General features: G+C 73.9%; 11 protein-coding genes. 6 read left to right on the top strand and 5 right to left on the bottom strand.

The genetic code is table 11. The features are described 5' to 3' along the window. Positions 1-14: 14 nt before the first annotated feature. The 5 genes from AB0K07_RS14030 to AB0K07_RS14050 form a co-directional block, all read right to left on the bottom strand. Positions 15-587 (bottom strand): GNAT family N-acetyltransferase, encoded by a 573-nt coding sequence (locus AB0K07_RS14030; protein WP_363754923.1) that lies wholly within the window; start codon positions 585-587, stop codon positions 15-17. Further along, entirely contained in the window at positions 562-2,670 is a 2,109-nt protein-coding gene (locus AB0K07_RS14035) for a penicillin acylase family protein (RefSeq protein WP_363754925.1), read from the bottom strand. Before AB0K07_RS14035 ends, AB0K07_RS14030 begins: the two co-directional genes overlap by 26 nt. Before the next feature lie 65 nt (positions 2,671-2,735). Beyond that, entirely contained in the window at positions 2,736-3,560 is an 825-nt protein-coding gene (locus AB0K07_RS14040; protein WP_363754927.1) for an ABC transporter ATP-binding protein, read from the bottom strand. A 29-nt stretch (positions 3,561-3,589) separates the two neighbouring features. Continuing rightward, on the bottom strand, positions 3,590-4,618 hold the full coding sequence (locus tag AB0K07_RS14045) for an iron chelate uptake ABC transporter family permease subunit (protein WP_363754929.1): 1,029 nt from the start codon (positions 4,616-4,618) through the stop codon (positions 3,590-3,592). 156 nt (positions 4,619-4,774) lie between these two features. After that, on the bottom strand, positions 4,775-5,803 hold the full coding sequence (locus AB0K07_RS14050) for an iron chelate uptake ABC transporter family permease subunit (protein WP_363754931.1): 1,029 nt from the start codon (positions 5,801-5,803) through the stop codon (positions 4,775-4,777). 168 nt (positions 5,804-5,971) lie between these two features. Between AB0K07_RS14050 and AB0K07_RS14055 the strand changes: the two genes are divergently transcribed. The 6 genes from AB0K07_RS14055 (at position 5,972) to AB0K07_RS14080 (ending at position 13,286) form a co-directional block, all read left to right on the top strand. Further along, a complete protein-coding gene (locus AB0K07_RS14055; protein WP_363754933.1) occupies positions 5,972-7,003 on the top strand; it encodes an ABC transporter substrate-binding protein in 1,032 nt (343 codons plus the stop codon). A 4-nt stretch (positions 7,004-7,007) separates the two neighbouring features. Then, entirely contained in the window at positions 7,008-7,865 is an 858-nt protein-coding gene (locus AB0K07_RS14060; RefSeq protein ID WP_363754935.1) for a siderophore-interacting protein, read from the top strand. 96 nt (positions 7,866-7,961) lie between these two features. After that, entirely contained in the window at positions 7,962-9,500 is a 1,539-nt protein-coding gene (locus tag AB0K07_RS14065; RefSeq protein WP_363754937.1) for an aspartate aminotransferase family protein, read from the top strand. 29 nt (positions 9,501-9,529) lie between these two features. Further along, positions 9,530-10,819: a lysine N(6)-hydroxylase/L-ornithine N(5)-oxygenase family protein gene (locus tag AB0K07_RS14070; RefSeq protein ID WP_363754939.1), complete on the top strand. Its 1,290-nt coding sequence runs from the start codon at positions 9,530-9,532 to the stop codon at positions 10,817-10,819. Continuing rightward, entirely contained in the window at positions 10,816-11,439 is a 624-nt protein-coding gene (locus AB0K07_RS14075) for a GNAT family N-acetyltransferase (RefSeq protein ID WP_363754941.1), read from the top strand. The genes AB0K07_RS14070 and AB0K07_RS14075 overlap by 4 nt, the downstream gene beginning before the upstream one ends. Before the next feature lie 50 nt (positions 11,440-11,489). Beyond that, positions 11,490-13,286, top strand: coding sequence for an IucA/IucC family siderophore biosynthesis protein (locus AB0K07_RS14080; RefSeq protein ID WP_363755588.1), 1,797 nt, complete (start codon positions 11,490-11,492; stop codon positions 13,284-13,286). Positions 13,287-13,386: the final 100 nt, after the last annotated feature.

Below are 13,386 nucleotides of genomic sequence, written 5' to 3' on the forward strand. Positions count from 1 at the left end.
GTCTCCTCCCGGCGTCAGCCGGTGACCGCCGCACGGTCGAGGAAGAGCAGCCGGGCGCGCTTCTCCGGCAGGTCGATCAGCGGCCCGGGCCGGAAGCCGGTGCGCACGAACCGGTCGATGGCCCTGTCGTTGCGGGCATCCGGCTCCATCACGACCCGTAGCCGGCGCGGGTCGGCGAGGACGAAATCGAGGATCGCCCCGAAAAGTGTGCCGGTGAAGCCACGCTCGACCATCGCCGGTGGCCCGATCAGCAGGTGGACGCCGATGTCGCCGGGGCGCACCTCGTAGCGCTCGCCAACCGGGTCGGCCTCCGGCTGGTAGGTCTGCGCGAGCGCCACCGGCACGCCGTCGCGGTGCACGAGGTACGCATGGTGGGTGGCCAGCGAGTCCAGGTAGGCGTAGATCTCGTGCACCCGCTCACGGCTGGCGTCGCGCATCCCCCAGAACCGGGCCCGCTCCTCGGTCACCCAGCCGTGCAGCAGGTCGGCGTCCTCATCCGGCCGTACCGGACGGATGGCCACCACTCCGAAGCCCGGGATGTCCCGCCGGTAGTGGTGCTGGTCAGCCGTCGTCGCGCCAGTGCTCATCTCGCTCCTCGGTAAGCTGGTCCCAGTCCGTGGTCACCGGGAGTAGCTTCCCGGTCAGCCAGGCCCGGCTCTGGTCGTCGTGGTGCGGGTCGCCGGGCACCCCGCAGGCGCCGAGCGGGACCACCCAGCGGCTGTCCTCCCGCCGGGCCAGGTCCCAGACGAAACGCGCCGCCGGCCCCCGGAAGCACCGGTGGGTCGCCCCGGGCACGCTGGACGTGGCCAGCACGCAGTCGTGATCGCCGGCCAGCCGGGGGCCGGGGCCGGCATCCGGATCAGGCAGCGCCCGCCACGGCGCCAGCCGGTGCAGGTCCCCCCAGCGCACCTGTCCGTCCGCCGCGCCGGTCGGACCGGCGACCTCCTCGGCCGCCGCGCGGACCAGCTCGGCCACGTCCAGGCCGGGCAGCCGGGCGGTGCCGAGCAGGTGCTCCAGCGCGTAGCCGACCCGCGGGATCAGGGCCATCCAGGGTGCGAACACCTCCGGGTACGCCGGCGGCTCGGCCAGCGCGGCCAACGCCGGGTGGGCGGCCAGCCGGCGTACGACGGCCGCCCGCAGCGTGGCGAAGTCCGCGGCGTCGGTGCTGTCGGCGGCCATCCGCCGGTCCCAGCTCAGGAGCCGTTCGCGCAGCGCGGCGGCGTCCGGACCGAGCCCGTTCACCTCACCCAGCACCGCCAGCAGCGGGCCGGCCGACGCCAGGTACGTGTCGGTGTGCACGGCGGCCAGCCGCTCGGCCGTCCAGTCGCGACCGGCGTCGAGCAGTTCGGCGATCCGGCGTGCCCGGTGCGGCGGGGCGAACTCGACGCCCAGCGGCGCCGCCAGTCCCCGCTCGTTGGCCATCACCGCCCGGCCGGCCACCTCGGCGCGGGGCAGCGGCGCGTACCAGCCCCGCCAGGCGTGCTCGGCCCGCCAGGCCGGGACCACCCCCCGGCCGTTCTCCGGGGCCCGCACCGGGACCGCACCGGCGACCCGGTGCAGCAGCCCGCCGGCTGTGTCCGCCGCCTGCACCACGTTGACCGGCTCCACCCAGTGCCGCAGCGCCCGGTCCACGTCCGCCACGGTGCGAGCGCGCAGCAGCTGCGGCAGCGCCGCGAAGCCGAGATCGGCCCGGACCCGGGGTGGGTAGCGGAGGCTGATGGCGGTCGACTCGTCCGGCCCGCCGACGATCACCGGGCCCCGCTCGGTCTCCACCACCTCGACGTCGACCGGGTCGTCCCCGGCCACCTCGATCGTCTCGACGTGGGTGTGCGCGACCTCCCAGCCGTCCGGGCCGAGCGCCTGCACGACCGCGCCCTGGCGGCGCAGCCGCTCGGCGTACAGGTCCTGGTAGTCGGCCATCGCGTTGGTGATCGTCCACGCCACCGCGCCGGCGTGCCCGAAGTGCGCGATGCCCGGCACGCCCGGCATCGCCAGCCCGACCACGTCGTACTCCGGGCAGGCCAGCCGGATCTGCTGGTAGACGCCGGGATCCTCGATGAACCGGTGCGGGTCGCCGGCCAGCAGCGCCGCGCCGGTGCCGGTCCGCTCGGCCGCGAGCAGCCACCCGTTGCTGCCCGCGACGGCCGGCCCGTCGGTGGCGAACAGGTCGACCGCGGCCGGGCCGAGCCGGTGCGCCACGTGCTCGCGCCAGAGCTTGCTGGGGAAACCGGCGAACAGGATGTGGTGGCCCAGCCAGACGGCCAGCGGCGTCCACGGCTGCCACCGGCCCGGGGCCAGCCCGGTGGCGGCGAACTCGGGCGACCGGGCCGCCCCGGCGGCGAGGCCGGCGTTCACCCCGTCCACGTACGCGCCCACCCACGCGACGGTCGCCGGGTCGAGCGCGGCGTGGCAGCGGCGGGCCGTGTCGTCGAGCCGGACCTGCCGGGCGAACCGGTCCCAGCCGATCGCCTCGACGCCGAGGAAGGCGGCGGTGGTGCCCTGCGCCCGGTGCCGTTCCACCTCGATCTGCCAGGCCCGGTCGTACGCGGTCACCCGCCCCTGCGCCGCCGCCAGGGCGAGCGGGTCATCGGCCCGCAGGTGTGGCACGCCCCACCGGTCGCGGAAACGGCGGCTGCTGTGCCTGCTGGTTCGCTCGCTCCGCTCGCTCACGCCACCGCTTCGCGGCGGCGCGAGCGCATCGCTGCTGTGCCTGCTGGTTCGCTCGCTCCGCTCGCTCACGCCGGCTCCGGGGCGGGCACGGCGGCCCTGCGCCGGGCCGCGGGGATGACCAGCGGGGTGCCGGTCTCCGGGTCGTCGATCACCCGGCAGGGCAGCCCGAACACGTCGGCCACCAGGTCGGCGGTGACCACCGCAGCCGGTTCGCCGGCGGCCACGACCCGCCCGTCGCGCATGGCGATCAGGTGGGTGGCGTAGCGGGCGGCGTGGTTCAGGTCGTGCAGCACCGCGACCAGTGTGCGCCCCTGCTCCTCGTGCAGCCGGGCGCAGAGATCCAGGATCTCGATCTGGTGGGCGATGTCGAGGTAGGTGGTCGGCTCGTCGAGCAGCAGCAGTGGGGTCTGCTGGGCCAGCGCCATGGCGATCCAGACCCGCTGCCGCTGACCGCCGGAGAGCTCGTCCACCGGCCGGTCGGCGAGGTCGGCGACGCCGGTGGCGGCCATCGACTCCTCGACGACCCGTTCGTCCTCGCGGGACCACTGCCGCAGCAGCCCCTGGTGCGGGTAGCGGCCCCGGGCGACCAGTTCGGCGACGCTGATCCCGTCCGGCGCGATCGACGTCTGCGGCAGCAGGCCGAGGGTGCGCGCCACCTTCCGGGCGGGCACGTCGTGGATGTCCCGCCCGTCCAGCAGCACCGCGCCGGTGGTCGGGCGCAGCATCCGGGCCAGCGCGCGCAGCAGGGTCGACTTGCCGCAGGCGTTCGGGCCGATGATCACCGTGAACGACCGGTCGGGCACCGCCACGGTCAGGTCCTCGGCGATGGTGCGCCGGTCGTAGGCGAGGGTCAGCGCGGTGCCGCCGAGCCGGGAACTGCCGGGGTGCATGGGTGCTCCTTCGAAGGCGTCGCGGGTGTTCACAGCCGACCCGCCCGGCGTTCCATGGCCAGCAGCCAGACCAGGTAGCCGCCGCCGATCACCCCGGTCACCACACCGACCGGAAGCTGGTGCCCGGTGAACGCCCGCTGGGCCAGCAGGTCGGCGCCGACCAGCAGCGCCGCGCCGACCGCCATCGACGGCAGCAGGTTCGGGCCGGGCGCCCGGGTCAGCCGCTTCGCCACGTGCGGCGCGACGAGCGCCACGAACGACACCGGCCCGGCCGCCGCCGCCGCGAACGAGACCAGCAGCACCGCCGCGGCGAGCAGCACCAGGCGCAGCCGGCGCACCGGCACGCCGAGGGCGCTGGACGTGTCGTCGCCCAGCTCCATCATCCGCAGCGCCGGGGCGCAGCCGACGAGGATCAGCGGCGCCAGCACGGCCATGACCGCGAGCAGCGGCCCGGCGTTGGCCCAGCCCCGCCCGTCCAGGCTGCCGGTGAGCCAGAGCACCGCGCGGGCGGCGTCCATCAGCGGCGCCCGGGTCAGCAGGTAGCCGTTGACGCCGGTGAGGATCGCCGCGACACCGATGCCGACCAGGATCAGCCGGTAGCCGTGCACCCCCCGTCGCCAGGCCAGCGCGTAGATCACCAGGCCGGTGCCGAGGCCGCCGGCCACCGCCGCGCCGGCCAGCGCCAGGCTGCCGCCGCCGAGGACGACCACCACCAGCGCGCCGGTCGACGCTCCCTGGGTGAAGCCCAGCACGTCCGGGCTGCCCAGCGGGTTGCGGACCAGCGACTGGAACACGGTGCCGGCCAGCGCCAGCGCCGCGCCGACCAGCAGCGCGGTGACCAGCCGGGGCAGCCGCAGCTCGCCGACGATGAACTGCTCGGCCGGCGTGCCGCCACCGGTCAGCGTCCGCAGCACGTCGGCCGGGCCCATCGGGTAGTCGCCGCTGCCCAGGACGACCAGGCCCAGCCCGGCGGCGAGCAGCGCGGCGCCGGCGCCGACGGCCAGCGCGCGTGGGCGGAACCGCAGCGAGAGACCGCCGGGGGTACGGATGACCGTCACGCCACAGCTCCGCTTCGCTCCGCCGTGGCGCGACGCGCCACGGTGCTGGGCCTGCTGGTTCGCTCGCTGCGCTCGCTCACGCCACAGCTCCGCTTCGCTCCGCCGCGGCGCGACGCGCCACGGTGCTGGGCCTGCTGGTTCGCTCGCTGCGCTCGCTCACGGGTGGGCCACCCGTCCGCGGGTGACCAGCCAGAGGAAGAGCGGGCCGCCCAGCACGGCGGTGACCATGCCGACCTGGAGTTCACCCGGTCGGCCCAGCACCCGGCCCAGCACGTCGGCCCCGAGCAGCAGCACCGGCGCGAGCACCGCGCAGTACGGCAGTAGCCAGCGCAGGTCCGGGCCGGTCAGGGCGCGGACCAGGTGCGGCACCAGCAGCCCGACGAAGACGATCGGCCCGCAGGCGGCGGTCGCCGCGCCGCAGAGCAGGGTGACCGCGACGATGACGGCGGCCCGGATCAGGGCGGGTCGGGCACCCAGGGCCCGCGCCGCGTCGTCGCCGAGCGCGAGGGCGTTCAGCGGGCGGGCGGCGCCGAGCGCGACCAGCAGGCCGACCAGGATGAACGGCAGCACCCGGGTCACGGTCGCGGAGTCCGCGCTGGCCAGCGAGCCGACCGTCCAGAACCGCAGCCGGTCCAGCGAGGCGGTGTCCAGCATCATCACCGCGCTCACGTACGAGTAGAGGGTGGCGTTCAGCGCCGCGCCGGCCAGCGCGAGGCGGGCCGGGGTGGCGCCGCGCCCACCACCGACGGCGTAGACCAGCGCGGTGACCACCGCCGCGCCGAGCAGCGCGAACCAGACGTACCCGCCGATGGCGGTGACGCCCAGGAAGGCGGCGGCGGTGGCGACGGCGGCGGACGCGCCCGCGTTGATGCCGAGCAGCCCCGGGTCGGCCAGTGGGTTGCGGGTGAGGGCCTGCATCACCGCGCCGGCCACCCCGAGCGCCGCTCCGGCGAGCAACCCGAGCAGGGTGCGCGGCAGGCGCATCCGGTGCACCACGGCGTACTCGGCGGCGTCGCGGTGCAGCAGCCCGGACCACACGTCGCCGAGCGGCATGGCCTTCGCGCCGACCGCGATGCTGAGCAGCAGGATCACGCCGAGCAGCGCCACGGCGCCGAGCAGGCCGGCGGCGCGGGCCGCCTGGCGACCGCGCCGTACCGGCGGTGGTCCGGAAAGTGGTGTCGCCAACCGGGCCGGTACGGCACGTGCCGGTCTGGTGGCGGAGGGTGTGGCGTCCAGTGTGGGCTCCGGGGTGTGGCGACACGACGTACCGCTGTTGACAACTTACGAGGTTAGGCTAACCTAACCCCGCTGTCCTGGTCGACCCCGACCTTCCCCTGATCGAAAGACAACACCATGCCCGATGCTCTGTCCGCCCGTCGCCTCTCCCGTCGCGGCCTGCTGGCCGCCGGTGGCGCCGCCACGCTGGCCACCCTGCTCGCCGGCTGCGGCAAGGACGACGCCGCGAAGCCCGCTGCCAGCACCGGAAGTGGCCCCTGGTCGTTCACCGACGACCGCAACCAGAAGGTCGAGGCGGCGGCCCGTCCGACCCGCGTCGTGGCCTTCACGGGCGTCGCGGCCGCGCTGATCGATTTCGGTCTCGACAAGCAGCTCGTCGGTGTGTTCGGCGAGACCAAGCGCGCCGACGGCACGGCCGACCCGCAGGCGGGCGACCTGAACATCGAGGCCGTGGAGATCCTCGGCAACGTGTGGGGCGAGTTCAGCCTGGAGAAGTACGCCGCGCTGCGCCCCGAGCTGCTGGTCACCCACATGTACGACCCGGACGCGCTCTGGTACGTGCCGGACGAGAGCAAGGCCAAGATCCTGCCGCTGGCGCCGAGCGTGGCGGTCACCACCGCCCGGGTGCCGATGACCAAGCCGATCGAGCGGTACGCCGCCCTCGCCGAGTCGCTCGGCGCGGACCTGTCCGCGAAGAAGGTCACCGACGCGAAGGCCCGCTTCGACGCCGCCTCCGAGGCCGTCCGCCAGGCGGTCAAGGCCAACCCCGGCATCAGGGTGATGGCCAGCTCCGGCAGCCCCGACCTGTTCTACGTCTCCAACCCCAAGGTGAGCACCGACCTGATGTACTTCGCCGAGCTGGGCGTGGACATCGTGGTGCCCACCAAGCTCGAAGCCGGCGACTACTTCGAGGCGCTGAGCTGGGAGAACACCGCCAAGTTCCCGGCCGACCTGATCCTGCTGGACAACCGCAACACCGCGCTGCAGCCCAAGGACCTCGCCGCCAAGCCCACCTGGCAGCAGCTGCCGGCGGTCCAGGCCAACCAGGTGACCCCGTGGGACGCCGTGCCCCGCTTCTCGTACGCCGGCGCCGCGCCGCTGCTGGAGAACCTCGCCACCGCCATCCGGAACGCGAAGAAGGTCAGCTGACGCCATGAGTACAAGCACCGTCGAACCTGTCGCCCTCCAGTACGGCTTCTTCGCCGCGCACGTCGTCCGGGCCCGCCGGGTCGGCGCTTCGCTGATCCGGGTCACCCTCGGCGGCGCGGAACTGGTCGACTTCGCCGGCGGCGGCCGGGACCAGAGCGTCTCGCTCTTCCTGCCGCACCCCGGGCAGGACGCCCCGGTGGTTCCGGTCGAGCTGGGCGACGACTGGTTCGGTGGCTGGCGGGCACTGCCGGCGGACGTCCGTGCGGTGCTGCGCTCGTACACCATCCGGGAGCACCGCCCGGCCGACGCCGAGGTCGACATCGACTTCGTCAGCCACGGCGATGTCGGCCCCGCCTCGCGCTGGGCCGACCGGGCGGTGCCCGGCGACCGCGTGCTGCTGCTCGGCCCCTCGGTGCCGGACAACCGCAGCGTCTGCTTCCGCCCCCCGGACGGCACGGACCTCGTGGTGCTGGCCGCCGACGAGACCGCGCTGCCGGCCGCCGCCGGCATCCTGGCCTGGCTGCCCGCCGGCACCCGGGTCCGTGCCTGGATCGAGGTCCCGGCCGCGGCCGACATCACCGAACTGCCCACCGCCGCGGACGCGGAGATCCGCTGGATCGTGCGTGGCAGCACCCCACCCGGCAGTGACCTGCTGGTCAGCGCGGTCCGCGCCGCCCGGCTGCCCGCCGGCACCCCGTACGCCTGGATCGCCGGCGAGTCCGGCGCGGTGCGCGCGCTGCGCCGGCACCTGGTCGGCGAGCGGGGCATCGACCGCCGGCGGGTGACCTTCGCCGGCTACTGGCGGCGCGGGCTCTCGGAGGAGGACCTGCGCGCCGAGGCGCTGGCCGACGCCACCGCCTGAGCGGCGACCCATTCGAAAGGCAGCACAGCCCCCGGCGCTCGACCGCGCCGGGGGAGGGTTCCGGCTGCCCATCGTCGAGAACGTGGAGGACTTCCCGTGACCGTGCCGACGTACCCCGTCGAGACCACCGCGCCGCCACCGGCTCCCGCCGCCGCGCGTGCCCACCTGCTGCACGGCGACTCGGTCGAGCAGTACCGGCGGACACTCGCCGACGGCGTCGACCGGGTCGCCCGCCGGGTGGCCTCCGTGGACCGCCCCGGCACCGGCATCACCCCGGCCGAGCTGGCCCCCGTGGTCGACCGCGTCGACCTGGACCGGCCCCTGGGCGACGCCGGCGCTGCCCTCGACGAACTGGACGACGTCTACCTGCGTGACGCCGTCTGGTTCCACCACCCCCGCTACCTGGCCCACCTCAACTGCCCGGTGGCCATCCCGGCGCTGCTCGGGGAGGCGGTGCTCACCGCGGTGAACTCCTCCCTGGACACCTGGGACCAGAGCGCCGGCGCCACCCTCATCGAACGGCGTCTGATCGACTGGACCGCCGAGCGGATCGGCCTCGGCCCGAACGCCGACGGCGTCTTCACCAGCGGGGGCAGCCAGTCCAACCTCCAGGCGCTGCTGCTGGCCCGGGAGGAGGCGTGCGCCGCCGCGACCACCCCGAAGGCCCGCGCCGACCTGCTGCCCCGGCTGCGCGTGCTCACCTCCGCGGCCGGTCACTTCAGCGTGCAGAAGTCCGCCAAGCTGCTCGGCCTGGCCCCGGACGCGGTGATCGCGGTCCCCACCGACGCGCAGCGCCGGATCCGGCCCGCCGCCGTCCGCGAGGAGATCGCCCGGTGTCGGCAGGCCGGGCTGGTGGTGATGGCGGTCGTCGGCACCGCCGGGACCACCGACTTCGGCTGCATCGACCCGATCGCCGAGCTGGCCGGGATCTGCGCGGCAGCCGGCGTGTGGCTGCACGTGGACGCCGCGTACGGCTGCGGTCTGCTGGTCTCGCCGACGCGGCGGCACCTGCTCGACGGCATCGAACGGGCCGACTCGGTGACCGTCGACTACCACAAGTCGTTCTTCCAGCCGGTCAGCTCAAGCGCGCTGCTGGTCCGCGACCGGCGGGTGCTGCGGCACGCCACCTACCACGCCGACTACCTCAACCCGGCACGGATGGTGGAGCAGCGGATCCCCAACCAGGTCGACAAGAGCCTGCAGACCACCCGCCGCTTCGACGCGCTGAAGCTCTGGCTGACCCTGCGCGTGATGGGTCCGGACGCGCTCGGCGCGCTCTTCGACGACGTGGTCGACCGGGCCGCCGACGCCTGGCAACTGGTCAGCGAGGATCCCCGCTTCGAGGTGGTGACCCGCTCCCAGCTGAGCACGGTGGTCTTCCGTTACCTGCCCACCGGCCCGGGCCGGGAGCTGGCCGACGCGGCCAACCTGCACGCCCGGGAGGCGCTGGCCGCCTCCGGCGCCGCAGTGGTCGCCGGGACCCGGGTCGACGGCCGGCACTTCCTGAAGTTCACGCTGCTGAACCCGGCCACCACCGTCGACGACGTCGACCACGTGCTCGAACTGATCGCCACGCACGCCGGCCGGTACGTGCAGGAGCACACCGCCGCCGATCTGACCTGCCACGTCGGCTGATGCCGGCGAACCCGCGCCTGGAGGGCCGGATGTCCACCCACGACTTCATCGCCATCGGGCTCGGCCCGTACAACCTGGGCCTGGCCTGCCTCACCGCGCCGATCGACGAGCTGGACGGGGTGTTCCTGGAGGCCCGGCCGAGCCTGGCCTGGCATCCCGGCATGCTGCTGGAGTCGGCCCGGTTGCAGACCCCGTTCATCGCCGACCTGGTCAGCCTCGCCGACCCCACCTCGCCGTACTCCTTCCTCAACTACCTGAAGGAGATCGGCCGGCTCTACCCGTTCTACATCCGGGAGAGCTTCTACCCGCTGCGCAGCGAGTACGACGCCTACTGCCGGTGGGCGGCGGCGAAGCTGCCGAACCTGCGCTTCGGCGAGACCGTCACCACCGTGGAGTACGACCCCACCGACGAGCGGTACGTGGTGCGGGCCGGCACCGGCGCGGGGGAGACGGTCGAATACCGCGCCCGGCATCTGGTGCTCGGCACCGGCACCCCGCCGCACCTGCCCCCCGCCGTCGCCGGGTTGCCCGGCGACGCGGTGCACAACTCGCGCTACCTGGAGCACCGGGACGCGCTGCGTGCCAAGCGCAGCATCACGGTGGTGGGCAGCGGGCAGAGCGCCGCGGAGATCTACCACGACCTGCTCGGCGACCTCGACCGGTACGGCTACCAACTGAACTGGGTGACCCGCTCGCCGCGGTTCTTCCCCCTCGAATACACCAAGCTCACCCTGGAGATGACCTCACCGGACTACGTGGACTACTTCCACGCGCTGCCCGAGGAGACCCGCTACCGGCTGGAGTCCGAGCAGAAGGGCCTGTTCAAGGGGATCAACGCCGACCTGATCAACGACATCTTCGACCTGCTCTACGCACACAGCGTCGACGGGCCGGTGAACACCCGGCTGCTCACCAACACCGAGCTGACCAGCGCCGACCACCACGACGGGGCGTACACGCTGGGGTTGCGCCAGGTCGAGCAGGAGCGTCACTTCACCCTGCGGACCGAGGGGTTGGTGCTGGCGACCGGCTACCACTACCGGGTGCCGGAGTTCCTCGCGCCGGTGCGCGACCGGATCCGTTGGGACACGCACGGCCGGTTCGACGTGGCCCGCAACTACAGCATCGACCACACCGGCCGGGGCATCTTCCTCCAGAACGCGGGCACCCACACGCACAGCATCACCTCACCCGACCTGGGCATGGGTGCGTACCGCAACTCGTGGATCATCCGGGAGCTGCTCGGCCGGGAGCACTACCCGATCGAGAAGAGCACCACCTTCCAGGAGTTCGGCGCGCCCGCCGGGGTGGCGTCGTGACCGTCGTCTTCACCCGCGTCGACGACCGCCTCGGCGAGTTCGCGCTACGAACCCTCGACGCGGACGCCGACGCCGCGCTGCTGCACGCCTGGGTGACCCACCCGAAGGCGGCGTTCTGGCTGATGCAGGACGCCGACCCGGCTCAGGTGACCGAGGAGTACCGGCGGATCGCCGCGCACCCGCACCACGACGCGTACCTCGGCCTGTGGAACGGGCGTCCCGCCTTCCTGGCCGAACGCTACGACCCGGCACGCGTGGAGCTGGTCGGCCTGTACGACGCCCAGCCGGGCGACGTGGGCATGCACTTCCTCTGCGCGCCCACCGACGCTCCGCTGCACGGCTTCACCCGCGCGGTGATCACCACCGTCATGGCCTGGCTCTTCGCCGACCCGGCGACCCACCGGGTGGTGGTCGAGCCGGACGTGCGCAACACCGCGGTGCACGCGCTGAACGCCGCCGTCGGGTTCGAGGTCGTCGGCACCGTCACCAAGCCCGAGAAGGAGGCGCTGCTCAGCGTCTGCACCCGGGCCAAGTTCCACGCCGCCGTCGACCAGGCCGCGACCGACCAGGCCGCCGTCGACCGCGCTGCCGCCACCCGAACCGAAGGAGCCCCGGCGTGACCGCCACCGCCGTCCCCACCCAGCCGTCCTCCGCTGCCGCTCCGGCCGCCATCGACCCGGTCGGGCATCTCACCCCGCAGCGCTGGGCGCGGGCCAACCGGCTGCTGGTCCGCAAGGCGCTCGCCGAGTTCACCCACGAACGGCTGATCACCCCGGAGCCCGTACCGGCCCCCGCCGCCGACGCCCGGCAGTGGTACGAGGTCCGCAGCGACGACGGCACGGTCACGTACCGGTTCGCCGCGCGGGTGCTCGCCCTGGCGCACTGGCAGATCGACGCGGACAGCATCACCCGGCACCGCGACGGCACCACGTTGCCGCCCGACGCGGTCGATTTCATCGTCGAGCTGCGCGACAGCCTCGGGCTCTCCGCCCGGGTGCTCCCGGTCTACCTGGAGGAGATCACCTCCACCCTCGCGGGCAGCGCGTACAAGCTGCGCCGGACCGCACCCAGTGCCGCCGAGCTGGCCGGGGCGGACTTCCAGACCATCGAGACGTCGATGACCGAGGGCCACCCCTGCTTCGTGGCCAACAACGGTCGGCTCGGCTTCGGCGTCGACGAGTACCACCGGTACGCCCCGGAGGCCGCCGCCCCGGTCCGGCTGGAGTGGCTGGCCGCGCACCGGGACCACTCGACGTTCAGCAGCGCCGCCGACCTCGACTACGACACGCTCATCGAGGGTGAGCTGGACGTGGACACCCGGGCCCGGTTCGCCGCCACGATGGCCGGCCTCGGGCTGGACCTCGCCGACTACCACCTGATCCCGGCGCACCCGTGGCAGTGGTGGAACAAGCTGGCGGTCACCTTCGCCGGCGAGCTCGCCGAGCGTCGGCTGGTGCACCTCGGCCCCGGCTCGGACCAGCACCTGGCCCAGCAGTCCATCCGCACCTTCTTCAACGTCACCGAGCCGCACCGGCACTACGTGAAGACCGCGCTGTCGGTGCTGAACATGGGCTTCATGCGTGGGCTGTCGGCGGCGTACATGGCGGCCACCCCGGCGATCAACGACTGGCTGGCCGACCTAATCGCGGGCGACGAGGTGCTCACCGGCACCGGGCTGACGATCATCCGGGAGCGGGCCGCGGTGGGCTACCGGCACCGGCAGTACGAGGCGGCCACCGACCGCACCTCGCCGTACCGGAAGATGCTGGCCGCGCTGTGGCGCGAGAGCCCGGTGCCCGGCCTGGCGCCGGGACGGCGACTGACCACCATGGCGGCGCTGCTGCACGTGGACGACGACGGCGGCTCGCTGGCGGCGGAGCTGATCGCCCGGTCCGGGCTCGCGCCCGAGGTGTGGCTGCGCCGCTACCTGGACGCCTACCTGACCCCGCTGCTGCACAGCTTCTACGCCCACGACCTGGCCTTCATGCCGCACGGCGAGAACGTCATCCTCGTCCTCGACGAGCGGGACACCGTCGAGCGGGTGATCTTCAAGGACATCGCCGAGGAGATCGCGGTGATGAGCACCGAGGTCGAGCTGCCGGAGGCGGTGGAGCGGATCCGGGTCGAGGTGCCCGAGGACACCAAACTGCTGAGCATCTTCACCGACGTGGTCGACTGCTTCCTGCGCCACCTCAACGCGGTGCTGGTCGAGGCCGGTGTGCTCGCCGAGGAGGACGTCTGGCGCACGGTCGCGGCCTGCGCCGCCGACTACCTGGACCGGGTGCCGCACCTGGCCGAGCGGGCCCGCCGCTACGACCTGTTCGCCCCGGAGTTCGCGCTCTCCTGCCTCAACCGGCTGCAACTGCGCGACAACCAGCAGATGATCGACTTGGCCGACCCGTCGGCCGCCCTCCAGTTCGTCGGCACGCTGGTCAACCCGCTGGCCCGCTACGCGCCGGCCCGGTGACACCGGTCGCGCTCCGGCCGGGTCGGGGAGGCTGACACCGGCCGGGGCGCGAGACGCCCGCGTATGTACCCGACGCTGTGACGCATGGTCGGGGCGCTGG

Origin of the sequence: Micromonospora sp. NPDC049301 (assembly GCF_040678715.1) — a bacterium.
Lineage (GTDB): Bacteria > Actinomycetota > Actinomycetes > Mycobacteriales > Micromonosporaceae > Micromonospora.

Bases quoted from the DNA above. Each gene is read 5' to 3' on its own strand.
- AB0K07_RS14040 (WP_363754927.1), bottom strand. From the start codon at position 3,560: ATGCACCCCGGCAGTTCCCGGCTCGGCGGCACCGCGCTGACCCTCGCC.
- AB0K07_RS14030 (WP_363754923.1), bottom strand. From the start codon at position 587: ATGAGCACTGGCGCGACGACGGCTGACCAGCACCACTACCGGCGGGAC.
- AB0K07_RS14060 (WP_363754935.1), top strand. From the start codon at position 7,008: ATGAGTACAAGCACCGTCGAACCTGTCGCCCTCCAGTACGGCTTCTTC.
- AB0K07_RS14070 (WP_363754939.1), top strand. From the start codon at position 9,530: ATGTCCACCCACGACTTCATCGCCATCGGGCTCGGCCCGTACAACCTG.
- AB0K07_RS14055 (WP_363754933.1), top strand. From the start codon at position 5,972: ATGCCCGATGCTCTGTCCGCCCGTCGCCTCTCCCGTCGCGGCCTGCTG.